General features: G+C 58.8%; 29 protein-coding genes. 26 read left to right on the top strand and 3 right to left on the bottom strand.

The annotated features are described in order from the left end of the window. Window positions 1–5: 5 nt before the first annotated feature. The 14 genes from ribE (at window position 6) to RWM61_RS04275 (ending at window position 12,584) form a co-directional block, all read left to right on the top strand. Window positions 6–476: a 6,7-dimethyl-8-ribityllumazine synthase gene (gene ribE, locus RWM61_RS04340; RefSeq protein WP_313997786.1), complete on the top strand. Its 471-nt coding sequence runs from the start codon at window positions 6–8 to the stop codon at window positions 474–476. A gap of 27 nt (window positions 477–503) precedes the next feature. Beyond that, window positions 504–1,286, top strand: a complete 783-nt coding sequence (locus RWM61_RS04335; protein WP_313997783.1) for a segregation/condensation protein A — start codon at window positions 504–506, stop codon at window positions 1,284–1,286. Beyond that, a complete protein-coding gene (gene scpB / locus RWM61_RS04330; protein ID WP_313997781.1) occupies window positions 1,255–1,857 on the top strand; it encodes an SMC-Scp complex subunit ScpB in 603 nt (200 codons plus the stop codon). Before RWM61_RS04335 ends, scpB begins: the two co-directional genes overlap by 32 nt. A 168-nt stretch (window positions 1,858–2,025) precedes the next feature. Then, on the top strand, window positions 2,026–2,679 hold the full coding sequence (locus RWM61_RS04325) for a DUF2953 domain-containing protein (RefSeq protein ID WP_313997778.1): 654 nt from the start codon (window positions 2,026–2,028) through the stop codon (window positions 2,677–2,679). 72 nt (window positions 2,680–2,751) lie between these two features. Further along, window positions 2,752–3,330 carry a GerW family sporulation protein gene (gene ytfJ, locus RWM61_RS04320; RefSeq protein WP_399537905.1) on the top strand — a complete coding sequence of 193 codons (579 nt, stop codon included), beginning with the start codon at window positions 2,752–2,754 and terminating at the stop codon, window positions 3,328–3,330. Between the two features lie 185 nt (window positions 3,331–3,515). After that, window positions 3,516–4,700, top strand: coding sequence for a D-alanyl-D-alanine carboxypeptidase family protein (locus RWM61_RS04315; protein ID WP_313997956.1), 1,185 nt, complete (start codon window positions 3,516–3,518; stop codon window positions 4,698–4,700). A 1-nt stretch (window position 4,701) separates the two neighbouring features. Further along, window positions 4,702–5,367 (top strand): nucleoside recognition domain-containing protein, encoded by a 666-nt coding sequence (locus tag RWM61_RS04310; protein ID WP_313997775.1) that lies wholly within the window; start codon window positions 4,702–4,704, stop codon window positions 5,365–5,367. Between the two features lie 6 nt (window positions 5,368–5,373). Next, window positions 5,374–5,907 (top strand): spore maturation protein, encoded by a 534-nt coding sequence (locus tag RWM61_RS04305; RefSeq protein ID WP_313997773.1) that lies wholly within the window; start codon window positions 5,374–5,376, stop codon window positions 5,905–5,907. A 117-nt stretch (window positions 5,908–6,024) separates the two neighbouring features. Further along, the gene (locus RWM61_RS04300; RefSeq protein WP_313997771.1) at window positions 6,025–6,768 is read left to right on the top strand and encodes a pseudouridine synthase; all 744 of its coding nucleotides are present in this window, start codon (window positions 6,025–6,027) and stop codon (window positions 6,766–6,768) included. Between the two features lie 92 nt (window positions 6,769–6,860). Then, complete coding sequence (locus RWM61_RS04295; RefSeq protein ID WP_313997769.1) at window positions 6,861–7,388, top strand: redoxin domain-containing protein; 528 nt, start codon at window positions 6,861–6,863, stop codon at window positions 7,386–7,388. 68 nt (window positions 7,389–7,456) lie between these two features. Beyond that, window positions 7,457–9,109 carry a cytochrome c biogenesis protein ResB gene (locus RWM61_RS04290; protein ID WP_313997767.1) on the top strand — a complete coding sequence of 551 codons (1,653 nt, stop codon included), beginning with the start codon at window positions 7,457–7,459 and terminating at the stop codon, window positions 9,107–9,109. Beyond that, a complete protein-coding gene (gene ccsA, locus RWM61_RS04285) occupies window positions 9,106–10,365 on the top strand; it encodes a cytochrome c biogenesis protein CcsA (protein WP_313997764.1) in 1,260 nt (419 codons plus the stop codon). Before RWM61_RS04290 ends, ccsA begins: the two co-directional genes overlap by 4 nt. Before the next feature lie 38 nt (window positions 10,366–10,403). Continuing rightward, the gene (locus RWM61_RS04280) at window positions 10,404–11,120 is read left to right on the top strand and encodes a response regulator transcription factor (protein ID WP_313997761.1); all 717 of its coding nucleotides are present in this window, start codon (window positions 10,404–10,406) and stop codon (window positions 11,118–11,120) included. Continuing rightward, window positions 11,121–12,584 (top strand): ATP-binding protein, encoded by a 1,464-nt coding sequence (locus tag RWM61_RS04275; RefSeq protein WP_313997759.1) that lies wholly within the window; start codon window positions 11,121–11,123, stop codon window positions 12,582–12,584. Between the two features lie 181 nt (window positions 12,585–12,765). Here RWM61_RS04275 and serA read toward each other — a convergent pair whose 3' ends face one another. Both serA and RWM61_RS04265 read right to left on the bottom strand, forming a co-directional pair. Then, window positions 12,766–14,358: a phosphoglycerate dehydrogenase gene (gene serA, locus RWM61_RS04270; RefSeq protein WP_313997757.1), complete on the bottom strand. Its 1,593-nt coding sequence runs from the start codon at window positions 14,356–14,358 to the stop codon at window positions 12,766–12,768. 265 nt (window positions 14,359–14,623) lie between these two features. Continuing rightward, window positions 14,624–15,538 (bottom strand): hypothetical protein, encoded by a 915-nt coding sequence (locus tag RWM61_RS04265; RefSeq protein ID WP_313997755.1) that lies wholly within the window; start codon window positions 15,536–15,538, stop codon window positions 14,624–14,626. A 72-nt stretch (window positions 15,539–15,610) separates the two neighbouring features. Here RWM61_RS04265 and RWM61_RS04260 point away from each other — a divergent pair, with 72 nt between their 5' ends. Genes RWM61_RS04260 through RWM61_RS04250 form a run of 3 tightly spaced genes read left to right on the top strand, consistent with a single transcriptional unit; the run spans window position 15,611 to window position 17,325 of the window. Beyond that, a complete protein-coding gene (locus RWM61_RS04260) occupies window positions 15,611–16,204 on the top strand; it encodes a type II CAAX endopeptidase family protein (protein ID WP_313997753.1) in 594 nt (197 codons plus the stop codon). Further along, entirely contained in the window at window positions 16,201–16,443 is a 243-nt protein-coding gene (locus tag RWM61_RS04255; protein ID WP_313997751.1) for a hypothetical protein, read from the top strand. Before RWM61_RS04260 ends, RWM61_RS04255 begins: the two co-directional genes overlap by 4 nt. A gap of 21 nt (window positions 16,444–16,464) precedes the next feature. Further along, window positions 16,465–17,325 (top strand): metallophosphoesterase, encoded by an 861-nt coding sequence (locus tag RWM61_RS04250; RefSeq protein WP_313997749.1) that lies wholly within the window; start codon window positions 16,465–16,467, stop codon window positions 17,323–17,325. 4 nt (window positions 17,326–17,329) lie between these two features. On the opposite strand, the gene RWM61_RS04245 is transcribed toward RWM61_RS04250, so the two are convergent. Next, window positions 17,330–18,343 (bottom strand): polysaccharide deacetylase family protein, encoded by a 1,014-nt coding sequence (locus RWM61_RS04245; protein ID WP_313997746.1) that lies wholly within the window; start codon window positions 18,341–18,343, stop codon window positions 17,330–17,332. A 153-nt stretch (window positions 18,344–18,496) separates the two neighbouring features. Between RWM61_RS04245 and RWM61_RS04240 the strand changes: the two genes are divergently transcribed. The 9 genes from RWM61_RS04240 to cmk all read left to right on the top strand — a co-directional run bounded on the left by RWM61_RS04240 (window position 18,497) and on the right by cmk (window position 25,222). Then, window positions 18,497–18,811 (top strand): hypothetical protein, encoded by a 315-nt coding sequence (locus tag RWM61_RS04240; protein ID WP_313997744.1) that lies wholly within the window; start codon window positions 18,497–18,499, stop codon window positions 18,809–18,811. A gap of 195 nt (window positions 18,812–19,006) precedes the next feature. Next, a complete protein-coding gene (locus tag RWM61_RS04235; RefSeq protein WP_313997742.1) occupies window positions 19,007–19,621 on the top strand; it encodes a genetic competence negative regulator in 615 nt (204 codons plus the stop codon). Between the two features lie 164 nt (window positions 19,622–19,785). Beyond that, on the top strand, window positions 19,786–21,012 hold the full coding sequence (locus RWM61_RS04230) for a Glu/Leu/Phe/Val dehydrogenase (RefSeq protein ID WP_313997955.1): 1,227 nt from the start codon (window positions 19,786–19,788) through the stop codon (window positions 21,010–21,012). A 37-nt stretch (window positions 21,013–21,049) separates the two neighbouring features. Next, window positions 21,050–21,742 carry a glutamic-type intramembrane protease PrsW gene (gene prsW / locus RWM61_RS04225; protein WP_313997740.1) on the top strand — a complete coding sequence of 231 codons (693 nt, stop codon included), beginning with the start codon at window positions 21,050–21,052 and terminating at the stop codon, window positions 21,740–21,742. A gap of 68 nt (window positions 21,743–21,810) precedes the next feature. After that, window positions 21,811–21,969, top strand: coding sequence for a hypothetical protein (locus RWM61_RS04220; RefSeq protein WP_313997738.1), 159 nt, complete (start codon window positions 21,811–21,813; stop codon window positions 21,967–21,969). Window positions 21,970–22,045: 76 nt separating this feature from the next. Continuing rightward, a complete protein-coding gene (ypeB, locus tag RWM61_RS04215) occupies window positions 22,046–23,374 on the top strand; it encodes a germination protein YpeB (protein ID WP_313997736.1) in 1,329 nt (442 codons plus the stop codon). Between the two features lie 57 nt (window positions 23,375–23,431). Beyond that, window positions 23,432–24,085 (top strand): flagellar brake domain-containing protein, encoded by a 654-nt coding sequence (locus tag RWM61_RS04210; RefSeq protein WP_313997734.1) that lies wholly within the window; start codon window positions 23,432–23,434, stop codon window positions 24,083–24,085. 92 nt (window positions 24,086–24,177) lie between these two features. Continuing rightward, a complete protein-coding gene (locus RWM61_RS04205) occupies window positions 24,178–24,420 on the top strand; it encodes a hypothetical protein (RefSeq protein WP_313997732.1) in 243 nt (80 codons plus the stop codon). Window positions 24,421–24,526: 106 nt separating this feature from the next. Then, on the top strand, window positions 24,527–25,222 hold the full coding sequence (cmk, locus tag RWM61_RS04200) for a (d)CMP kinase (RefSeq protein WP_313997952.1): 696 nt from the start codon (window positions 24,527–24,529) through the stop codon (window positions 25,220–25,222). Window position 25,223 lies beyond the last annotated feature (1 nt).

The raw sequence follows: 25,223 nt of genomic DNA, 5'->3' as shown, positions 1-25,223 counted from the left end.
TAAACATGGCGAAAATATACGAAGGCAATTTGGTATCGCAAGGCTTGAAATACGGGGTCGTCGTCGGACGGTTCAACGAGTTTATTACCGGCAAGCTGCTGAGCGGCGCGCTCGACGCGTTCAAGCGTCACGGCGCGGGCGAGGACGAGGTGGAGATCGCCTGGGTTCCCGGCGCTTTCGAGATTCCGTTCATCGCCCAGAAAATGGCGGAGAGCGGCAAATACGACGCGGTCGTTACGCTCGGCGCGGTCATTCGCGGGTCGACGCCGCACTTCGATTATGTTTGCAATGAAGCGGCGAAGGGCGTGGCGGCGATCGCATTGAAGACGGGCGTGCCGACGATTTTCGGCGTGCTTACGACGGATTCGATCGAGCAGGCGGTCGAGCGGGCCGGGACGAAAGCCGGCAACAAAGGCTGGGAAGCGGCCGTATCCGCCATCGAGATGGCGAACCTGACAAGCGCGCTCAAAGGCTAAAACGAGAAATTCTGGGAGGAAGTTTGCGTGACGGTGCATTACAAGCTGGAAACGTTCGAAGGTCCGCTGGATTTGCTGCTGCATCTCATCGATAAGGCTGAAATCGACATCCACGACATTTCCGTCAGTGAAATAACCGACCAATACATGGCCTATCTGGGCGCGATGCAGGAGCTCGAGCTGGAATTGACGAGCGAATTTCTCGTGATGGCCGCCACGCTGCTGGCGATGAAGAGCAAGCAGCTGCTGCCCAAGCCGCCGGTCATCGAGGATGACCTGACGGATGAATGGGGCGACGACGGGCTTGACCCGCGGGACGAGCTTATTCAGAAGCTGGTCGAATACCGCAAATTCAAGCTCATTGCCGAGCAGCTGCGGGGCCTTGAGACGGAGCGGGGGCTGGTGTTCACCAAGGAACCGGAGGATTTGACGCGGTTCATGCCTTCCGTGCCCGCCAATCCGGTGAAGGGACTCCATGTGAACGATCTGATCGCGGCGTTCCAGAAGGCTCTTCGCAAGGCGGCCCGCCGCAACATCGTGTCAACGGTCAAGCGCGACGAAATTTCGGTCAAGGACCGGATTCGGGATATCGTCGATTTGCTCAAGGACAATGAGATGGTCCGCTTCTCAAAGCTGATTCGGCAGGAGATGGACAGGCAGGAGATCGTCGTCACGTTTCTTGCGATTCTCGAGCTGATGAAGATGAAGCAGATCCAATGCTTTCAACACCGGTTGTTTGACGATATCGTCATCCATTGGAAAGGGGACGCGTTAGAAGGTGGACTTTCCGAGCTTGAAGTCGATTATTGAAGGCCTGCTGTTCATGGCGGGGGACGAGGGGATCGGCGTCAAACAGCTCGCCGAAATTACGGAGACCGACCCGGGTCTTGTCAAAGATGCGGTCGAGGAAATGCGAAGCGAGATGGCGGCCGGCGGGCGCGGCATCCGCATCGCGGAGGTGGCCGGAGCCTACCGGTTCACGACGGCGCCCGAGCACGCGGTCTATTTCGAGCGGATGGCGTATTCGCCGGGACGGCAAAGCCTGTCGCAGGCCGCGCTTGAGACGCTCGCTATCGTCGCTTACCGGCAGCCGATCACACGCGTCGAGATCGAGGAAATTCGCGGCGTGAAAAGCGAACGCGCGCTGCACTCGCTGGTGAACAAGGATCTGATCGAGGAGGTCGGGCGCGCGGAGGCGATCGGCCGGCCGATTCTGTACGGTACGACAAAATCGTTCCTCGATTATTTCGGGCTTGCCGGTCTCGAAGCGCTGCCCGAGCCGTCGTCCGTGGACGAGCAGGCGCTGCTGGAGGAGCAGACCCAGATGCTGTTCGAGAAGCTGGACAGTGTGCAGATTACGCTCGACGAATACAAGGATTAGTCGGCAATCTTCCTATCCGTGATAATGGTTAAGGCATCCGTACGTTAAATTCGTTCGCATGAGATTTGTGCGCCAAGCCATACTAATAGCGTCAACTTCAGGAAAGCGGGGTGAACAGCCGTGCTTGGAGGCGTGCTATTCGGGTGGACGGCCGCAGGTCTCTTTTTTTTGCTGCTTTTGGCTGTCGCCCTATCCGACATCTCACTGACGGGCCACGTAAGCCGTAAAGGCCGGGACGATTACATGCAGCTCGACGTAACGGTCCTTTGGGGCATTATAAGGTACCGCCTCGTCATCCCCTTCGCCCGCTTTCAGGGGACGAGCGTTAAGCTGCAGTCGGAACGGAGCGGAAATACGCTCGGCGAGAAGCTGGCTTCGTCCGCCGCGGAATCGGTGGATGCCCAAGCCGCCAAGAAACTTTTCGAAAAGACGCGCGACATGCTGCGTTTCACCCGAGATCTGTCCGACGTCGTTAAGCGGATGCTTTGCAGTATCCGGATGAAGGAATGGCGCTGGACAACGACCGTCGGAACGGGGGATGCCGTGTCGACCGCCATGACGACCGGGTTGGCATGGTCCGTCAAGACGTCCGTGCTCGGGGTGCTGTCGCAGCTTGTCCGGCTGCAAGCATCGCCTCAACTGGAGGTCATTCCGTTGTTTAACGCGACGGCGTTCTCGACCGAACTGCATTACAGAGCCCGAATTCGTGTGTCCGCGGTCGCTGCCATGGGGATCAGGCTGCTGATTCATGCCGGCAAAGAGAAGGGAGGGGTGACCGGCTGGTTCCGTCTATTGAAAGACATGCAGCCGCGAAGCGCCTAAAGCATAACATTTTGCTGGCTGGGCAAGCTAAAAGCGCAGAATTACGATCATACAGGAGGCCGAAACGACATGATGAATGAACACCCGATTCAAGGGCTGATGGAAACGGCAATGGAAAGCATAAAAGAGATGGTTGACGTCAATACGATCGTCGGCGATCCGGTACAAACGCCGGACGGCAGCGTCATCATGCCGATCTCGAAGGTCGGTTTCGGCTTTGTGGCCGGCGGCAGCGATATCCGCTTCGACGGCAGCTCGGGAACGAGCGCGGTGATTGAAGAGCATAACGCCTCGGTTTCACTGCCTTTCGGCGGCGGCAGCGGCGGCGGCGTATCGATTACGCCGATCGCGTTTCTTGTCGTCGGCTCGCACGGCGTCAAAATCGTCTCGCTGGATAATTCGACGCATCTGTGGGAACGGATGATCGACTCCGCCCCGAAAGTGGTGGACAAGCTTCAATCGATGATCAAAGGCGGAGCAAACCCCGGAACGTCGACGATGTTCCAAACAAACGGAACCGGCGGATTAACCGGAGCCGGCACGATGGGCACTACGGCCACGGCGGGCACAACCGCAGGCGCGACGGGCGCAGCCGGTACGAATACGGGCGTCAGCGGCATCGGCGGCAACAACTCCGGCACGCTTATTTGACTCGCGCCGAGCCATCGCCGAAACTGCCCTCGGGCAGTTTTTTCTTTTCCACACGGGCCTGGGCGGAAGGGAAACGGCCGAGCGGGCTTGGACATATCCGGCCGAATGCGGCATATACTGTTATCATACATGTCGGGTACGGCGTACTACGGGTAAACTGCGGCGACAGGAGGCGGATGGACATGATGAGGCGAACGTTACTGTATTGGCTTACCGCGGGGCTGCTGGCATCGGTGCTGTTCGTGCCCGTCGGCGCATCGGCCGCGCCGACCGCTATCTCGACGAATGCACGCGCGGCCGCATTGATCGATGTCGAGTCGGGCAGGATTCTCTATAGCAGCCGCGGCAATGAGCGAATGAAAATCGCAAGCCTGACCAAAATTATGACCGCGATCGTCGCGATCGAACACGGCAACCTGTCGGACGCCGTCCGGACAAGCCGGCGGGCTGCGGGGAAGGAGGGCTCCTCCATTTATCTGAAGGTCGGCGAGGAAATGAGTCTGCAGAATCTGCTTTACGGACTTATGCTGCGCTCCGGGAACGACGCGGCAACCGCCATCGCCGAGCATGTGGGAGGCTCTGAGGAAGGGTTCGTTTACCTGATGAATAAAAAAGCGGAACTGCTCGGTCTCGAGAATACCCGTTTCGCGAACCCGCACGGGCTGGATGACGCCGATCATTATTCGTCCGCCAACGACATGGCCAAGCTTACCGCCTATGCGCTGCGAAACGCCGTGTTCCGGGATATCGTCAAGACAAGAGTCAAGACGGTGCCCAATCCGAACGATTCCTGGGATTACAATTGGACGAACAAAAATAAAATGCTGGCCCTGTACGAGGGAGCGGACGGCGTGAAAACCGGCTATACGAAGCAAGCTTTCCGCTGTCTGGTGAGCTCGGCCACAAGGAACGGACAACAGCTGGCCGCCGTCACCCTGAACGACGGCGACGATTGGGCCGATCATCGCCGGCTGCTCGATTGGGGATTCGGGAACTATCCGCTTGAAGCGCTGGCCGAGAACGGGCAGAAGCTTGCCGGTTATGAACTGTCGGTCGCGCGGTCGTTTCGCTACCCGCTGGCGGAAGGGGAGCGGCAAGCCGTTACAACGCGTCTGGTGCCGCAAACTAAGGAGGATATGCGCTATGTGCTCGGTGACGCGGGCAAGCTGGAGTTTTATTTGGACGATGTGAAGATCGGATCGGTGCCGGTAAAACCCGTGCAGCCGCCGCCGGAGAAAGCCGCCTTGACCGGCGGCCAAAACAGGGAACAGGCAGCCGCCGCGGCCGCGGCCGTTCGGGATCGCCGTGAATTGTCCGGTATATTTGCCTCGGTGCTTCGCGTTTTGTTCCGCGGGAGGGAGGCGGTCTAGTATGGTGAACTGGATATGGCTCGGCATGATCGTGATCAGCGTGCTCGCCGCCGCCGTCACGGGACGCATGGATGCCGTTACGGAAGCCGCGTTCGAGGGAGCGAAGAGCGGCGTAACCGTCAGCTTCGGGTTGATCAGCATCCTCGTCTTCTGGATGGGACTCATGCGAATCGGCGAGGACGCCGGGCTGACGGAGAAGGTCGCAAGGCTTCTGGGACCGTTTGTAAGGCTGCTGTTTCCCGATGTGCCGCGCAATCATCCCGCTATCGGCTACATCATGTCCAATATGAGCGCCAATCTGCTCGGTCTCGGCAACGCCGCGACGCCGATGGGAATCAAGGCGATGCAGGAGCTGCAGAAGCTGAATCCCGACAAGGAGACCGCGACGCCGGCGATGTGCACGCTGCTGGCGATCAATACATCGAGCATCACCCTGGTGCCGACTACGATCATCGCCATTCGCATGACTTACGGCTCCGTCAATCCGGCGGAAATCGTCGGCACGACGATCGCGGCCACGGCCGTCGCGACCGCCGCCGCATTGCTGGCCGACCGCTGGTTCCGGCGAAGGGCTGCCCGCCCGCCCGTTTCTTCCGGTCCGCCGCGTCCGTCCCGAGCTGCCCCAGAAGCAACGCCACCCCATTCGGGTATTGCGGAAGGCGGGTGAGGCGCCGTGTACGAGCTGATAACCGTTGTATCGGCGTGGACGATCCCGGCGCTCATCGCTTTTATCCCGCTGTATGCCGCCTTTCGGAAAGTTCCCGTGTACGAATCGTTCGTCGAAGGCGCGAAGGACGGCTTCGGCACCGCGGTGTCGCTTATTCCCCATCTTGTCGGAATGATGGTCGCGATCGCCATGTTCCGCGCCTCCGGCGCGATGGACTGGCTCGTGCAGGCCGTGAAGCCTTTGTTCGACAGCCTGGGCATACCCGGCGAAGTGCTGCCGCTCGGTCTGCTGCGGCCGATTACAGGCGCGGGCTCGCTCGCTTTTACCGCCGATCTGATCAAGGCGTACGGCCCGGATTCGATGATCGGTCGGATCGCCTCGACGATTCAGGGCAGCACCGATACGACCCTGTACGTGCTCACCGTTTATTTCGGCGCGGTCGGCATCCGGAAAACCCGCTACGCCCTGAAGGTCGGCCTGTTCTCCGATCTTGTCGGATTTCTGGCCGCCGCATTCGTTTCCCTGCTTGTTTTCGGCTGAGCCCAACGCCGGATATTCGTTTCGTTTTCATGACCGGTCCCTTCCAAGGGGCCGGTTTTGTCATGCGGCTTGTGATTTTCATAGCGGATGGTTATGATGAATACTGAGGTGAAACCATTGGAACGTTTACAAAAGCTGCTGGCCCAGGCCGGCGTAGCCTCGCGGCGCAAATGCGAGGAGCTCATTCTCGAGGGCCGGGTGCAGGTGAACGGCGAAACCGTGACGACGCTGGGCATGAAAGCCGATCCGGCGACGGATGTCGTGACGGTGAACGGCAAGCCGATCCGGGGCGAATCGAAGCTGTATTTGATGCTGCACAAGCCGAAGGGCGTCATTACGAGCGCATCGGACGACAAGGGGCGCAAGGTCGTCAAAGATTATTTGCCCGGCATCAAGGAACGGGTATATCCGGTCGGGCGGCTCGATTACGATACGGAGGGGCTGCTGCTGCTGACCAACGACGGCGAATTCGCCAACCTGCTCACCCATCCGCGCCATCATGTGGCGAAGACGTATATGGCGACGGTGAAGGGCGTCCCTCACGGCTCGGCGCTCGAGCGGCTGCAGAAAGGCATCATGCTGGACGACGGCATGACGGCTCCGGCCGAGGTCGAATACCAGGACGTCGATCCGGACAACAAGAGGTCGACCATCCGGATTACGATATATGAAGGCCGCAACCGCCAGGTGAGGCGGATGTTCGAGGCGATCGGCCATCCCGTCACCTTGCTCAAGCGGGTAAAATTCGGCGAATTGACGCTCCATGGGCTGCCGCGCGGCAAATTTCGCCATCTGAGCCCGCAGGAGGTCAAGGAGCTGCTGGACGAAGCGAGAAAGACACATAAAGTTCATAAAAAGTGAACGGTGCCGAAATCCACGCGCTGCCCAAGTTCGCTATAATGGACGTATTGCGGTGTTATTGCGCAAAACGTTACAGGTGGTGAATAACGCTGATGACAGGCACAACGCGTAAAGCCGTACAAATCGCAATATTGGTCTGCGTCTTGCTGCTGGGCGGTTATGCCATCGGCAAGACGCTGTTTTCGTCCGACGGCGGTCCGCGGGTCGGCGGCAAGCCGCCTGATTTCGAACTCGCCGCTGTCGACGGAAGCGTTCACAAGCTTTCGGATTACGAGGGACGGCCGCTCGTCATCAATTTCTGGGGCACCTTCTGTCCGCCGTGCGTGAAGGAAATGCCCGAATTCCAGCGTCAATACGAGAAGTGGAAAGGGGAAGGGCTGGCCATTCTGGCCATCAATCTGAGCGAGGACGACATCACGATTCGCAATTTCCTCAAACGGTTCGACTTGGACTATACGATTCTTCGCGACCGCGACCGCCAGACGGAGAAAGCCTACGGCGTCCGTCAATATCCGACGACCTTCTTCGTGAAGCCGAACGGGGAAATTATGGAAATATTTGTCGGCGGCATGACCGAAGCGGCGATAGACGAACGGGTAGAAAAGCTGATTAAAAGTTAATGAGAAGCGCCGGAACGAAGGAAGCGCCGGCGCTTTCATCACGTTCAAAGGAAGGAGGTTCCCCCGTTTTGTTTCAGAATACCAAATGCGAGTGCGGACACCAGAATCCTGTCGGAACCGTGCTCTGCGAGTCATGCGGCAAGCCCCAGGGCGATGAGGCGCTGTCCGATGCGCCGCTGGAAATGCGATACGACGGCGTCGTCCGACGGTCCGAGAAAGCGAATCCCGGACCTCTTGACCGGATATGGAATTTTTTCTCCTCCGTAAAAATCGCCGTCTGGCTCATCGTGCTTACGCTTCTCGCCTCGACGCTCGGCACGATTTTCCCGCAGGAAGGCTCGTTCGTCAATTTCAGCGATCCGACTTATTACGAGAAGACGTACGGCACGCCAGGGAAAATTTATTACGCGCTCGGCTTGTCCCGCACATATGAGTCCTGGTGGTTTATCGGCCTGCTTGTTATGATCGGCACCTCGCTCGTCATCTGCAGTCTCGACCGGGTGCTGCCGTTATACCGGGCGCTGAACAAGCAGCAAATCCGCAAGCACCACCGCTTCCTCGCCAGGCAGAAGGTCGTTTACACGGCTCGTATCGAAGGCGATCCGGAGGAATGGACGGAGCGGTTCGCAGCTGCTCTCAAGCGGCGCCGCTATCGTGTCCATCAGGACGGATCGGCGCTGCTCGCGGAGAAAAACCGTTTCAGCCGCTGGGGCCCTTACATCAATCATATCGGTCTTATTATTTTTCTGCTGGCCGTATTGGCGAGAAGCATTCCCGGCTGGTACCTCGACGAGTATGTCACCGTGGCGGCGGGCGACAAGGTCCGGCTGCCGGAGACGAATTATTTTCTGAAAAACGTCGATTTCACCGTCGATTTCTACGCGGACGAGGAGCTGCCGGATCTGTTAAAGGGCCAGGCGCGCGCCAAGAAATACGAGACGAAGGCGGAGCTGTATGAATGCATGGCAAACTGCGGCACGATCGGCGAGCCGCAGCTGCGCAAGCTGACGGCGCACGATATAATCGTCAACAGCCCTTTGTCCTACAAAGGTCTGAAAGCGTACCAGTTCAATTTCAATATGACCCCGAAGCTGAAGGCGGTCAGCCCGTTTCTGATCGACAAGACGACCGGCGAGAAGTACGGCCCGTTCAGGCTGTCGGTCAAAGATCCGGCGCCCTCCTACGAGCTTGGCCCTTTCAGCCTGGAGCTCCTTACCCGGTTTATGGATTTCAAGCTTGACGCGAACGGCGAACCTGCCAACAATTCACGGGAGCCGAACGCGCCGGCGTTCCTGTTCCTGATGAAAGGTCCGGGACTTCCTGCGGAAGGGGCGACTTATTTTTACTTCCCGCAGCAAAAGGACCGGCAGCGATTCAGCCAGGACTTGATCAACGGTTCGCTGGCGGACCAGTTTGAGTTCAAAGTGGGTTCGATGGAAGGCGTCGAATTGACCGGCCCGGAGAGCACGTTGAATATCCGGATCGACCGGGCGATGCCGTTCGTCTGGATCGGAGCCGCGATATCGATGATCGGCCTTATTCTAGGGTTTTACTGGAACCATCGGCGGATATGGCTGCGGATCGATGAAGGCGCATTGTCGGTAGGCGCGCATACGAATAAAAACTGGTACGGCATGCGGGGGGATCTGGCCGCGGCTCTGCGCAAAATGAGCATCGAGGTCGACCCGAAATCGCTCGATAACGGAGGGAACAAGACGTGACTTGGTTGGATGTAAGCAGCGTCGCATTCATGATCGCTTTTTTCCTGTATTGTTTTGCTTTTCTGTTTTTCGTCATTGCCGTGGCGGGACGCAAGTGGAGCAACCGCGAACCGGTCCTGCACATGCGCAAATGGTCGCGTATCGCATTCCTCGTGTCGACGCTCGGCCTTGCGGCCCAGCTTGTCTTTTTCTTCACACGCTGGGTGGGCGCCGGGCACATTCCGACAAGCAATATGTATGAGTTCATGACGTTTCTCGGCATGGCGATCATGATCGCTTTCACGATCGTCTATCTGATTTACCGCTCCCCGCTGCTCGGAATGTTCACCTTGCCGCTGGCGGTGATCGTCCTCGCCTACGCGGCCGTTTTCCCGCAGGAGGTACAGCCGCTCGTTCCGGCGCTGCAATCCAATTGGCTGAAGGTGCACGTGACGACGGCCGCGCTCGGCGAAGCTTTTTTTGCCGTAGGCTTTGCGGCCGGCCTGATGTATTTGCTGCGGGTCGTCGACTTCGAGCAGACGGACAAAGCGGCAAGGCGGGCGCAGCGATGGGTGGAATTTACCCTGTACGTGATCGTCGTCCTGATCGCGTTCATCGGCAGCGTGTTCGCCTTCCGCGGCATGGATTATACAGCCGTCTTTACTCGAGAGGACATTTCTATTGATCAAAAAGGCGTTCAGAATCAAATGACGATGAGGGTCGAGTACAAGATGCCGCCGATCGTGAAGCCCTACAACAGCGAGGTGGAACAGATGGATTCTTTCCTCGGCATGCGGGAACCGCTGCTCGAAGCGCCGTCGTGGATGAAAGGCGTCAACGCCGGGCGCAAGCTGAACACGGTCGTATGGTCGATTGTTGCGGGTACTCTCTTGTACGGTGTGCTGCGGCTGCTGCTGCGGAAGCCGATCGCAGCGGTTATTCACCCGGCGCTTGACGGGATCGATCCGGAGGATTTGGATGAAATTACGTACCGCTCGATCGCGATCGGGTTTCCCGTGTTCACGCTCGGCGCGATTATTTTCGCGATGATCTGGGCCGAGCAGGCGTGGGGCCGGTTCTGGGGATGGGACCCGAAAGAGGTATGGGCGCTCATTACCTGGCTTTTTTACAGCGCCTATCTGCACTTTCGGCTGTCGCGCGGCTGGCAGGGGCTGCGCTCGGCCTGGCTCGCCGTGATCGGGTTTATCGTCGTCATGTTTACGCTGGTCGGGGTTAATCTTGTTATCGCAGGTCTGCATTCCTACGCCGGAGTATGACGATTACTTAGGTTCGCAAAAAGGAGAGTTGGTGCGTAATGTCCGAGCATATTCACCGGATTCTGGTCGTCGATGACGAGGAACGGATTCGCCGGCTGCTGAAAATGTATTTGGAGAAGGAAGGCTACGCGATCGAGGAGGCGGAGGACGGCGAACAGGCGATCCGTCTGGCGTCGGCGAGCGACTACGATCTGATACTGCTGGACGTGATGCTGCCCGGCATCGACGGCATCGAAGTATGCGCGAGGCTGCGGCAGTCCAAGGCGACACCGGTCATTATGCTGACCGCGAAGGGCGAGGAGATGAACCGGGTGCAGGGCTTTGAGGTCGGGGCCGACGATTACGTCGTCAAGCCGTTCAGCCCGCGCGAGGTCATTTATCGGGTCAAAGCGATTCTCCGGCGCTCTTCGGCCACGGCTTTCCTCACCAAAGAGGCGAATTCCAGCAACAATATCGTGTTTCCGCATCTCGTCATCGAGCATGACGCGCACCGCGTCAGCGCCGGCGGACAAGAGGTGAGCCTGACGCCGAAGGAATACGAGCTGCTCCATTACCTGGCCGTGTCGCCGGACAAGGTGTTTTCCCGCGAGGACCTGCTGAAGGATGTATGGAACTACGAGTTTTTCGGCGACCTGCGGACGGTGGATACGCATGTGAAGCGGCTGCGCGAGAAGCTGAACAAGGTATCGCCGGAAGCGGCGTCGATGATTACGACGGTTTGGGGCGTCGGCTACAAGCTTGAGGTGCCGAAATAAATGGTTTTTCGTTTTCTGCGCAGCGTCGTAGGCAAGCTATGGGCAACCATCATGGTGCTGGTGGCCGTCGTGTTGATTATCGTCGGCATTTTCCTGCTGCGTTATATCGACGTTACGTTCAACAACTCCCAATACCAGGTCAAGGTGCTGTTCATCATTACCGGAATCGTCGGGTTCTCGTTGACGACGTTCTTCGCTTTTTTTTTGTCGTTCAAAATCACCCAGCCGCTCCTGCAGCTGAAGAAGGCGGCCGATCTGATCGCTCAGGGCGAATACAGGACGCGGGTGCCGATCCGTTCGACCGACGAGATCGGCGAGCTCGCCGGCACATTCAACCATATGGCCGGCGAGGTCGACAAGCTGATCCGCGATCTCCAGCATGAGAAAGACCATCTATCCAGCGTCCTGCGCAGCATGGCCGATGCGGTCGTCACGTTCGACGCTTCCGGCAGCGTCATTCTGACGAATCCGCAGGGCGACGCCATCATGGAGCGATGGAGCGGTCTGGAGTGGGAGCGCGACGCAACGTCCGCCGCCAAGCCGTACGGCGCGGTGCCCGGGCCTCTCTACGAGCAGTTCCGTTCGGTGCTGCGGCAAGGCCGCGACCAGCACGGCAAGGTGCATGTGCTGAACGAAGTTTGGTCTGTGGCGATGGCCCCTCTCAAGTCGAAGGAGAGCATCCGGGGGGCGGTGGCCGTGCTGCGGAACGTGACGGAGGAGTCCCGGCTGGAGAAGCTGCGCCGGGACTTTGTCGCCAACGTGTCGCACGAAATCCGCACGCCGCTTTCGATGCTGCAAGGCTACAGCGAAGCGCTGATGGACGATATCGCGGCATCACCGGAGGAGCGGAACGAGCTCGTGCAGGTCATTCACGACGAATCGCTCCGTATGGGCCGGCTTGTGAAGGACCTGCTGGATTTGGCGCGGATGGAGGCCGGTCACCTGGAAATGAAGCACGAGCGCGTCGATGTGCCGGCGCTCGTCAAGCGCGTCCACCGCAAGTTCGCCGTGTACGCCAAGGAGCGGGGCATCCGGTTCCGGTATGGTTTGCCGCCGGCCACGATCGTGCTGGAGGACGCGGATGAGGACCGACTCGAGCAGGTGTTGACCAATCTGCTGGACAACGCGCTGCGCCATACTTCCGAGGGCGCGGAAATCGCGGTGGAGGCCGAGCTCGTGCCGATCAAAGGCAAACCGTTCGTCAAGCTGACCGTGCTTGACGAGGGGCAGGGCATACCGGCCGAGGACATCCCGTATATTTTCGAGCGGTTCTACAAGGCCGATAAGGCCCGCACTCGAGGCGGAAGCTCCGGCACCGGCCTAGGCCTCGCCATCGTCAAAAACATCGTGGAATCGCACCGCGGCTCGATTGAAGCGGCAAGCGTTCTGGGCAAAGGGACGACGTTCACGCTGCTGCTTCCTGTCGAAGCGACCAAGGCGCTGTCCAAGACGCCCGAACGATAGCGTTTATTCTTGTTGGTCGTGAAACATCCGCGATAAATACGCGCGACGGCGTGCCCTCTGCAGGGCGCGCTTTTTTGCTGCCGGCCATGCTGCATGGGACGGAGAGGAATGAACAAAAAAACGTCCTGCCGCAGGGGAGCGTCAGGACGTTTTTTGCGCAGCCGGTTATGTGAGGTTAGGGTCAAACGAGCAGTATTTCTTTGGCGTTATTGAGATCCGGCAGCTTGGCGACCTCGGAAAGCACTTCCTTCGGCACGCCTTTGTCGACCGTGAGCACCATGATCGCCGCGCCGCCTACGAGCTTCCGTCCGACCTGCATCGTGGCGATGTTGACGTCGTTCGAGCCGAGCAGGGTGCCGACGCGGCCGATGATGCCCGGCTTGTCGTTGTGGCTGACCAGAATCAGGTTGCCTTCCGGCGCTACGTCGACAGGGTATTTGTCGATCTGTACGATGCGGGCGCCGTAGCCGTTCAGCAGCGTCCCGGCAACGAGCCGCTCTTCCTGCTTGGTTCTGAGCGAAACGGTGACGAGGTTCGTAAAGCCTTTATGGGCGGTCGATTTCTGGGTAACGATGTTGACGTCGCGCGATTTCGCAAGATGCATCGCGTTGACGACGTTCACCTGGTCCGAGCCGAGATGATGGGACAGGATGCCTTTTACGATGTAGCGGTTGAGCGGCTGCGTGTCGACGTCGGCCAGATCGCCGGAATAGCTGATCGTAATTTCCTGAACGGCTCCTTCCGTAAGCTGGGCGATGAAGCTGCCGAGCTTCTCGCCGAGCAGGAAATACGGCTGCAGCTTGTTCAGGACGTCGCCGGGGATCGGCGGCATGTTGACCGCGTTCTTGAACGGCTCGCCCCGTAAAATATGGAGCACTTGCTCCGAGACGTCGATCGCCACATTCTCTTGGGCCTCCACGGTGGAAGCGCCCAGATGGGGCGTCACGATAATCTTCGGATGCTTCAGGAAAGGATGGTCCGGAGCCGGCGGCTCCGCCTCGAACACGTCGAACGCGGCGCCGGCGACGATGCCCTGGTCGATCGCTTCGACAAGCGCCTGCTCGTCGACGATGCCGCCGCGCGCGCAGTTGACGATGCGCATGCCCGGCTTCATGATCTCGAACTGAGGGCGAGCGATCATATGGCGCGTTTCCGGCGTAAGCGGAGTGTGAACCGTCATGAAGTCGGCATTGCGGACGATGTCCTCGACCGTGGACAGCTTCACGCCGAGCTTGGCGGCGCGCTCCTCCGTCAGGAAAGGATCGTAAGCCAGAATTTCCATGCCGAACGCCTTCGCTCTAACGGCCACCTCGCTGCCGATCCGGCCCATGCCGAGCACGCCCAGCTTCTTGTTGCGAAGCTCGACGCCGAGGAACGTCTTGCGGTCCCATACGCCGCCGACGGTCTTCGCGTAAGCTTGCGGAATATGGCGGGCGAGCGCCATCATCATGGCGAAGGTATGCTCGCACGTCGTGATCGTATTGCCGTCAGGCGCATTGATGACGATGATCCCGCGCTCGGTTGCCGCGGCGAGGTCGATGTTGTCGACGCCTACGCCCGCGCGGCCGACTACCTTAAGCTGCTTGCCGGCTTCCATAACGCGTGCAGTGACCTGAGTCTGGCTGCGCACGAGCAGCGCGTCGTATTCACCGATGATGGCGACCAGCTCGTCTTCGCTTAGTCCCGGTTTCTTATCGATCGCGATGTCGCTGGCGTCGACCAGCTGCTGAATGCCGAGATCGCTGATCGGGTCCGATACCAATACTTTAAACATGAACAATAACCTCCTAAGTCATGGCAATGAGTATGGAAAGGAAAAAAATCCCGCCCCCGGCGCCGTTGCCTGCCCGGGACGAGAGATCGCTCCGCAAATCCTATTCCGCTGCGCGCCCGGCGCATATGTTACGGATATGTCTGCCGACGCGTGCTTCAACCCTTCTTATTATAACAATGGAGCGGGCAATTGCAATCGGCAAACTTGCTGAAATGTGAAAATTTCGTTATTATTGGGCCATAAATCCGAAGGACGATATCCCTCGTCAAGAAATGAAGAAGGGCAGCTGAGGCAGCAACTCTTTGCCGTAGAAGCGCGCTTTGTTCGCGGCGAAATCGCCGCTCCGGACCGCTTCCGTGCCGATCAGCAGGTCGACGATCGCATCAATCGATTTGATCCGCATTTTGGCCGCCTGGCCCGTTGATACGAACAGATCCACGCGAGCCGCTAAATCCTGCGGATAATAGGCGGTAAGCAGCTTGCGCCGTGCGAGCCGGTCGGCCATCAGCTTATTCTTGACGACCAGCGGCAGCGATTTCCAGGCTTCGAGTTCCATGATGCCCGTCGCCTCGAAATCGGCCGGCAGGTCCGGATCGAGCGATGAGCTCCATTTCAGCATGGCGGTATAGTACTGCTGCTGGGCGGTCAGAGCGAGCTCCAGCCCTTGCCTGTAATAGGCGTCTTGGCCGATCAGCGCGACCGTCCTGGCGGCGCCCTCGGAACGCGCTGCCGGTTCGAGCCGGTCGGCGGCTTGCGCGAACAGCTTCAGGCTCTTGAGCACATTCGTTTGCGATTCGACCAGCAGCGGCGATACGCGGGACACGGCGGCTTGGGACGCTTCCGCGTACTGCTTGTCCGCGAGCGCCGAAAGCTCCTTCAGCTGGGACGACGGCTCGGTCGACAGGCCGGCTTTCATTTTCTCGATCGCGGCGACCCATTCGACCACAAATTCACGATAGGGCAAAAATACGGTATGATAGAAAGAAACCAGATCCTGCTGCTGGTAGGCTGTAACCTTCAGCTCGGCTTCTCCGTTTAATTTGTCGCCGGGCACGTATCTGGCTTCGGTTTTTTCCGCTCCGACCTTGACGCCGACAAAAAAAGCCGCTACGGCAACGATCAGCATAAAGATAAAGCCAAGGCTGAATAACATTTCGGTACGGGTCAATCGCTTCTCCATGACAGTCTCCTTCGGGCCGGATAGTGGTTAGTATAGAGTAAGATGAAGAAAAAAGAAATATAGGCGGATATTATGAAAAAATTCGACTTGAAAAACATCAAGATTCGCAAAGTAACCGTCGACCAGTTGAACGATCGGATGCTTCTCATTAATCTGTATGCGACGCAGGCCCTTACTCTTGTTATCGGCTTGATCTGGATTTTTTTTCAGCGGCAAAACCCGATTTCTTTATGGAACGTACCGCAGGGGATGGAATTCGTGTATTGGGGACTCGGACTGGGAACGGCCGTCATCGCGGTCGATCTGCTTTTGTCCCGCTGGATACCGGAGGAAGCGGCCGACGACGGCGGCGTCAACGACCGCTTGTTCCGCGGCCGGCCCGTCTGGCATATTTTGCTTATTTCGCTCGTCGTTTCGATCTGCGAGGAGCTGCTGTTTCGCGGGGCCGTTCAGCGTTCATTCGGCCCCTATTGGACCAGTATCATTTTCGCGGCGATTCATGTGCGCTATTTGCGCCACTGGATTCCGACCGGCCTCGTTTTCTCCATCAGCTACGGCCTGGGGTGGATTTACGAGGAAACCGGAACGCTTTGGGCGCCTGTGCTGGCGCATTTCGCCGTGGACGCGGCAATGGGCCTGATCATACGTTTTCGGAGGGAAGCATGAACGAATTAAGGCAAGAAGAGACGATGAAACCCCGCAGCCGAAGCGCACGGAAAGGAAAACCGGCACAGCCGGGACGGCAGGGCTTGAAGAACGGGGCGAACCTGCCCCCGCGCCGGATGAAGCATCCGTCGAACAAGCAGCAAATGGCGAAATGGTTTTACAATACGCTCATTTTTCTGTTTCTTGTGCTCGCCTCCGTCCTGTTTCTGTTCGGGCGGGAGCTGGCGGGGAACCAATAATGCGGAGAGGGGCGAAGCGCAATGCTTTGGCCTGTGGCGATTGCGGCCGGGGCGGCCGGGGGGCTGGCGGTCAGAATGGCATATGAAGCGTTTCGGACTGCGGTCGTTAAGGAAGATGTGTTTCTGCCGCGTTTGCCTGCGTCCTTTGACGGGACGCGTATTTTTTTTATCAGCGATTTGCACCGCCGCACCGTCCCGCCCAAGCTGATACGGTCGGTGGAGGAGGCGGGCGGCGCCGATCTCGTGCTGGTGGGCGGCGATATTCGGGAGAAAGGGGTGCCGCTGGAGCGGACGGGGAGAAACCTGCGGGCGCTGTCCGAACTGGGCCCGGTCTATGCGGTTTACGGCAACAACGATTACGACGATCGCATCCGCGAGTTGGACGTTCTGCTGCGTGAGGAAAGGGTAAAGGTGCTCGCCAACGAGTCGGTGCTGCTCGAACAGGCGGACGGCAGCCGCTTCCGGCTGGCCGGCATCGACGATGCGAAAAGCCGCCGCGACCGCGTGAAAGCGGCGCTGGCCGATCCGGTCGACGGGGGCGGTGGCTTTGACGGCGTCTTTACGCTGCTCTTGGCGCATGATCCGGCAATCGCCGACAAGCTAACGGCCGATACGGCCGGCAAGATCGATCTTATCCTGTCGGGCCATACGCACGGAGGCCAGATCGTGCTGCCGTTTACCGGCGGCTGGCACCCGGTAAAAGCGGCGCGCCGCTACAGGAGCGGCTGGTTCGCATTGGCGCGGCACAAACAAACCGGGGAGCACGCCCCCCGGCTGTTCGTCAGTTGCGGCTTCGGCACGACGGGCCTGCCGCTTCGTTTCATGGCGCCTTCCGAATCGCATCTTTTCATTTTGCGAAGCGGCGCGTCCGGACGGCGATAGCGCGTTAAGGCGCCGCATGCGCACCGGAAGCCTTCGATCGGGCCGGTGCCGGGGATGCCGCTCCGGGCAATTCGATCGTGGCCGGATCGATGAAGCCGTAGCCGTTGGCTTCCAGTTCGGTGAGAAGCTTCTCAAGCGCGCTTGCGGTCCAGGGCAGCTCATGCATCAGGATATTGGCTCCCGGGTGCAGCTGCTTCATGACGTTCGCGATTACGGCGTCCGGCTTATCCTTTGTGCTTTTGTCCCAGTCGAGCGATCCGTTCGACCAGGTCATATACAGCATTTGTTCGCTGGCTGCGACCGCTTTGACGGCGTCGCCTCCCGCACCGAAGGGCGCGCGGAACATTCTCGGCTTCTCCCCGGTCAGCTTCTCGACGAGCGCCTGGACATCGCCGATCTGCTTGCGGACGTTCGCCTTGCTTTCTTTCTTCAGATTGATATGATCCCAGGCATGATTGCCGATCGTTTGGCCCCGCTCTGCGATCAGCTTGAGCAGATCGGGGTTTTGCTTCACGCGGTAGCCGTTGACGAAAAACACCGCTTTGGCATTATGTTTGTCCAGCGTGTCCAGCATGCTCGTCAGCTGCTTCTTCTCCTTCGGGCCGTCATCGAACGTGAGCAGCACGACTTTGTCCGGCGCGCCCGGCGCGATTGCCTCGAACCGGTAAGCTTTATTCATCCGGTACTGCGGCTCTTTCGGCGCGGCAGACAGCTCGTTGGCCGCCGGCTGTCCCTTGCCCCCGGCGGCGCTCTTCCCGTTCGGGGCTTCCGCTGCGTTCCCCGTTGCGCCCGAGCTGCCCGAGCCGCTTTCGCCGTTGTCTGTTCCGCTTGCGTCCGGACCGTCATTTCCGGATTCGGCGGCCGCATCCGGAGGCGGCTCCGCTGCGCCGTTGCCGATATTCTTCTGCGCCGGAGCCTCCGGCACAGCGGCTCCCGGCGCGTTCTGTCCATTGGATCCGCAGCCGGCGGCCAGCATCAGCGCCAGCGCGGACGCAAGCAGCATGGGTGTCTTTGTCATCGGGTCTCCTCCGTTTCTGAAACTTATTCATTGTATCACTTACCGTCCGGAAGCCGCCAGCTACCGTTTTCCTAAAATTTAAGCCGGATGGCCGGGCGGAGAGAGGGCAGAATAGGGACGAGGGAACGAATCGCAATCAAGGAGGCTACCGTCATGAAATGGAACGGTTTTATAATGGGAGGCATCGTCGGCGTTGCCGCGGCCGCGTACTTTTCCAGGAAGCGCCCCGGCGCCTTCGCTTGGGCGGGCAGCGCTGCGGGCGACCTCATGTCGGGGATGAAAGGCAGGCTGATCGAAACGGCGCTGAACCGCAAGTTCGGCCCCGAGCCGAAGCGCAAGCAAACGGCTGCGGCGGCCCATGCCGACGGGAATTCCTGGGACACCATCGAATCGATGGTGAAAAGCGATCCCGAGGTGAAAAGAGAGGCTGAACGCATCCTGTCTGCATCCTCTTCCGCGTCCCACTGACGATTCGAGCGAAGGGCCGCCGTCCGCTATGCGAAGCGGGCGCCGGTCTTTCGTGCATCTGCGGATTTTTGCGTATGCTAGTGCATTTCGGGGTAAGACATGATAACATAGTTACATAGTCTTTTTATTTTAATCACATATTGTATGACGGCTCATACGCTGTTATAACCGATGCTGCAGAGGGGGGATGCCAGCATGAAGATCGAGCGGCTCAGTCAGGACAAGATTCGGATTTTCCTGACGTTCGACGACCTCCTGGAACGGGGAATACAGAAGGATGACATGTGGCGGGAAATACCGAAGGTTCACGAGCTGTTCAGCGAGATGATGGATCAGGCTTACAGCGAGCTCGGTTTCGATGCCAGCGGCCCTCTTGCGGTCGAAGTGTTCGCCCTCCCGGCACAAGGCATGGTCGTGATCGTCACCCGCGGCAAGGCCGATACGCAGCACGGGGATTATCCGGGAAGCGACGACGAGCAGGACGAAGACGTGTATGAGATGGAAGTTACCCTTGAGCAAACCGATGTCGTGATGTACGCATTCCGGGATTTCGAGGATGTCATTTCGGTCAGCAGGCAGCTGCTTTCGTCGGGCTTGACCGAAGACGGCCGGCTTTATGCGTACCGCGGCAAATATATGCTGGCCTTTGATCCGGCCGGCGCAGAGCCATCCCGCATTCAGGCGGTTATCGCGCTGCTTGCGGAATACGGAGACGCGACATCCGTCACGTCGGCGGTGCTTGAGGAATACGGCAAGATCGTCATTCCGTCCGGCGCCGTTCGCGAAATTTGCACTCATTTCGAATCTTAACTTATCCGGAAGAGCATCCCGGGCGGCCAGCCGTCCGAGGTCGCTCTTTTCTGTTTGTCCGCAGAAACTCGTTACAAACTCGTCACTGACCCAACCCGCTTCTATCCGCTTTGAACTGCCAAAGGATGGTGTCTCGATTCGTGTCCGCACAAAATCATGATTTGATGCTGCAAGCTACCCAAACGGTTATCGAACAAGCGCTGCTCTCGCTCGGCTACGGCAAGGAGATGGTGGACCTGCTCCGCGAGCCGATGCGGATGATGACGGTTCGTATTCCGGTCCGTATGGACGACGGATCGACGCAGGTGTTCACCGGCTTCCGGGCCCAGCACAACGATGCCGTCGGACCGACGAAGGGAGGCGTCCGTTTTCACCCGGGCGTAACGGCTGAAGAGGTGAAGGCGTTGTCGATATGGATGACGCTGAAATGCGGGATTGCCGATCTGCCGTACGGCGGCGGCAAAGGCGGGGTCATATGCGATCCGCGGCGCATGTCGTTTCGCGAGCTTGAGCGGCTGAGCAGGGGGTACGTCCGCGCGATCAGCCAGATCGTCGGACCGACGAAGGATATTCCCGCTCCCGACGTGATGACGAATTCCCAGATCATGGCCTGGATGATGGATGAATACAGCCGGATCAGGGAGTTCGACTCGCCTGGCTTCATCACCGGCAAGCCGCTCGTGCTCGGCGGATCGCACGGCCGTGAGACGGCCACGGCGCGGGGCGTGACGATCATGATCGAGGAGGCGCTGGCGGCGTCGGGCATTCCGCTGCAAGGAGCCCGTATAGCGGTGCAGGGCTTCGGCAACGCCGGCAGCTTTCTGGCCAAATTCATGCACGAGGCGGGAGCAAAGGTCGTCGGCATATCCGACGTGCACGGCGCGTTGCACGATCCGGAAGGACTCGACATTCCGCATCTGCTCGACCGGCGCGATTCGTTCGGAGCGGTTACCAACCTGTTCAAGGACACGCTCAGTAATGAGGAACTGCTTGAGCTCGAATGCGACGTGCTGGTGCCGGCGGCGATCGAGAACCAGATAACGGCGGCCAACGCGGCCCGGATCAAGGCGAAAACGATCGTCGAGGCGGCCAACGGGCCGACGACGCTGGAAGCGACCCATATGCTGCACGACCGGGGCGTGCTGCTCGTCCCCGACGTGCTCGCGAGCGCGGGCGGCGTCATCGTGTCGTATTTCGAGTGGGTGCAAAACAATCAAGGCTATTATTGGACGGAACGCGAAGTGGACGACAAGCTGCGCGCCATGATGGTTCGCGGCTTCCGGGACGTATACGAGCTGCATCGGACGCGCAGGGTCGATATGCGGCTTGCCGCTTATATGGCCGGCGTGCGCAAAACCGCCGAAGCGGTCCGTTATCGGGGCTGGGTGTGAGAGGCCGCAGACGAAGGGGAGAGGAGGTTCGGCCGTCATGCTGTTGTTTTCTATTCTGACCGCAGCCGTCGCGCCCGGCGTTTCGCTGCTGACGTATTTATATTTGAAGGACCGTTATGACGCCGAGCCGATCCATATGGTGATCCGCCTTTTTGTGCTCGGCATGCTGATCGTGTTTCCGATTGCCGTTCTGCAGCGGGGGCTCACGCTCTGGCTCGGCGAGAGTCCTTTTGTGTTCAGCTTCATCGTTTCGTCAGGCGTGGAGGAGCTGATCAAATGGTTCCTGGTATATCATATGATTTACAATCACACCGAGTTCGACGAGCCTTACGACGGCATCGTCTATGCGGCGGCCGCGGCGCTCGGCTTTGCGACGCTTGAGAACGTACTGTACGCCATCCTGCAGCCCGCCACGTTCGGCACGCTGCTCGTCCGCGCGCTGCTGCCGGTTTCCGGACATGCCCTGTTCGGCGTCATCATGGGCTACTACATCGGCAAAGCGAAGTTTACCGCGAACCGCTCGCTTTATTATTTGACCTTGTCGCTGCTCCTGCCTTTTTTCTGGCACGGACTTTACGATTACATCATGCTGACCGTCAAGTCGAACTGGATGTGGCTCATCGTACCGCTAATGGCGTATTTGTGGGTGCGCGGCGCGCTGAAAATCAAACGGGCCAATGCCCGTTCGCCGTTCCGTCTGATGACGCGGGAAGAGCAGGTTAAATTGTAGCGTTTCCGTATATACTGGCTAGGAGAAACGGCACACGCCGCGATACCAAGCCTGGCGGGAGGAACGCGATGGAACCAGCGAGAGTCAAGGTCAAAATTCGATGCAATATATGCGGCGAGCGGTTTGTCCTGCGCGGAAAAAAAGAGAAGGACAAGATCGATACGGGCTTCAAGATGTGCCTTTGCGACAATCGCGAAGATTTCGAAATCGAAGAACAGCCGTCTTGAACGGCGCCCATGCATAAAGCTCCTTTCGGCAAACCACACTAACACCAGGTTTGTGAACGAAAGGAGCTTTTGCCATATGTATGCGAGATTAAGCGCCGTGCTGTTTCCCATCGTGTCTTTGTTCCTGATCGGCTCGGTCTATTGGGGATATCAGGAGCACCAGGAGAAGAACAGTGTTTTGCTGAAGGCGGAAAACCAGTACCAGCGGGCTTTTCATGATTTGAGCTACCACATGGACAAGTTGAACGAGCAGCTTGGCAACACGCTGGCGGTCAATTCGACGTCACAGTCTTATCACCGGAAGGGCTTGGTCAACGTTTGGCGCATTACGAGCGAAGCGCAGAACGAGATCAATCAGCTGCCGCTGACACTGCTGCCTTTCAGCACCACGGAGGAGTTTTTGTCGAAAATCGCCAATTTCTCCTATCGGACATCGGTCCGCGATCTGACGAAGCAGCCGCTCACGGACAAGGAGTATGCCACGCTGAAGACGCTCTATAAAAATTCGCAGGAGATATCGGCCGACCTGCGGAAAATGCAGGCGAAGGTGCTGCAAGACAACCTGCGCTGGATGGATGTGGAGCTCGCGCTCGCTTCCGAGCGGACACCGAGCGACAACACCATTATCGACGGCTTCAAGACGATGGAAAAAAAGGTGAGCGAGTATCCCGAACTCGATTGGGGGCCTTCCGTTTCGGCCCTGTACGAGAAGCGCACGCCTCGGATGCTGACCGGCGACAAGCTGGAACCGCAGGAAATCGCGCGCAAAACGGCGAAATTCCTGGGCCTTCGCGATTCGGGCGCGGTAAAGGTGACCGAGAACGCGAAAGGGACGGAATACGAATCGTATTCCGCAACGGTTGCGGCCGGCAACGGCCGGAACATCCAGATGGACTTTACGAAGCAGGGCGGCAAGCTGATCTGGTTTATGGACCCGCGCGATACGGGCAAATCCCGGAACGTATCGGCGAGAGAAGCGGAGGAAGAGGCGCGGCGTTTCTTGGCAAGCCGGGGTTACCCGGATATGGAGGCGATCAGCTACGACGACGCCGACAATTCGCTCAACATTACGTATGCATCGGTCCATGGCGGAGTCGTCGTTTATCCCGAGAAGCTTACGGTGAAGGTGGCGCTGGACAACGGACAGGTCGTCGGCCTGCAGGCCGCGGATTTCGTCTATGAGCGGCATGATCGCAAGCTGCCCAAGCCGCGAATTTCCGAAAAGGAGGCGCGCAAGCTGCTGAATCCTTCCTTCCGGACGACGGGAATGAGGCTCTCGCTGATCGAGAACGAGCTTCGCGAGGAAGTGCTCTGTTACGAGTTCAGGGGCAGCATCAACGGCGGCGATTACCGGATTTTCGTCAATGCGGATACCGGAATCGAGGAAAAAATAGAACGGATCTGAGTGGTTCAAATCCCGACTCCCGTGCTATAATCGATGCATACGGGGGGAGGAGCCGAATTGCTGCCGAAAGTGAACCAGACGTTGTTTCTGCAAGTGGCTTCGTCGGACGAGGAAGAAGCCAAAATCGAATACAAGTCCCGCATCGCGGATATGGACGACGACCGGATGATGATCGAGATCCCGATCGATGACAAAACCGGCCGTCTCAAAAGATTGTTTCTCGGCGAGGAGCTGTCGGCTTACTTTATTACCGAGGGCGGCGTGAAAAACTACTTCAGCACGCACGTGCTCGGCTTCAAGGAAGAGGTCGTCCGGCTGGTCGCCGTGGAGAAGCCGGATACGGAATCGATCACCAAGGTCCAGCGCCGAAGCTTTTTGCGCGTGGCGGCCGAGCTGGAAATTTCGGTGAAGCTGTCCGAGCATGTCCGCTTCCTGGCCCTGACCGATGACGTCGGCGGGGGCGGCATCTCGTTTATTTCCGAAGGAAAGTGGCAGCTGAAGACGGCGGATATCCTCGATTGCTGGCTGCTGCTGCCCTACAAGAACGGCTCCGTCGAGCACGCCAGCTTCAAAATCGAGGTCGTGCGCGTGAAACCGCTCGAAACGGGACGCAATCAGGTGATGGCCAAGTTTAACGAGATTACCGACGGCGAGCGCCAGAAAATTATCCGTTACTGCTTCGAGCGGCAGCTGGAATTCAGAAAAAGATGATGTACGGCAATTGGTTCATTCGGACTATGGCGCATAAGACCGCCGGACCATGGAAATATTAGCCGGAAAACGGCCTGGGGTGGGAATCGGCAATGAAGGCGAATGAGCCCATGCAAGAGAATGAAAGGGGACGGAACAAGGCCCGGCTCGCGCGGGCGGACGCCGTTTGCACCAAAATATGCCTTTGTATCGCGGCGCTGCTGGCGGCCCTGTTTGTGGCGCAAGCGGCGCTTCGTTTCGACGGTGTCAGACGAATTTTGTCGGAAACGGAGCGGCTGGAAGGGCGTCCCGTTTCCGCTGACGGTTTTTGCATCCGCCCCAGGCTTGTGGTATAATTTTCACGTTCGCAGGCCGTGCCTGCTTTTTTCTTGAGGGTTGATGATTGCGGTTGATCGATCCGCGCCGCGACCCGATAGCTGGAGGGATCATTCGTTGTCGACGATGGAGCAGCACGATCGGGCGAAAAGCATCAATATTGCGATCGACGGGCCCGCCGGAGCGGGGAAGAGTACGGTGGCGCGTAAGGTTGCCCGCCGTTTCGGCTATCTGTATATCGATACCGGGGCCATGTACCGGGCGGTGACCCTTGCGGCTCTCAGGCATGGGATCGATGCGGGCGATGCCTGCCGGCTCGGGAAGCTGGCCGCGGAGCTCGATATCCGGCTGGAGCCAGGCGATCCCGTCCAGCGGGTTTATCTGAACGGCGAGGACGTAACGGAGGCGATCCGTTCGCGGGACGTCACGCAATCGGTTTCGGCGGTCGCCGCGGTGGAAGCCGTCAGGCTTCGGCTCGTCGAGATGCAGCGTGAACTCGCCGCCGCCAAAGGCGTCGTCATGGACGGCCGCGACATCGGTTCGCATGTGCTGCCGGATGCCGAGCTTAAGGTGTTTCTCACCGCCTCCGTCGAAGAGCGCGCGCTCCGCCGCTACAAGGAAATCGGGGAAGCCCAGGGCATACCGCTGGCGACGCTGGAACGCGAGATCGCGGAACGCGACCGGACGGATGAGCAGCGCGAAGTCTCGCCGCTCGTCCGCGCGGATGACGCCGTTCTGCTCGACAGCACGCGGCTGTCGATCGACGAGGTCGTGGACAGGATTGCGCACTTCGGCCGAACCAAATTGGGGGAGGCGAAGTAAA

The sequence above is a fragment of the uncultured Paenibacillus sp. genome (genome assembly GCF_963515335.1).
In the GTDB taxonomy this organism is placed as follows: Bacteria; Bacillota; Bacilli; order Paenibacillales; family Paenibacillaceae; genus Paenibacillus_I.
This window is presented reverse-complemented; position numbering and strand designations above follow the sequence as displayed.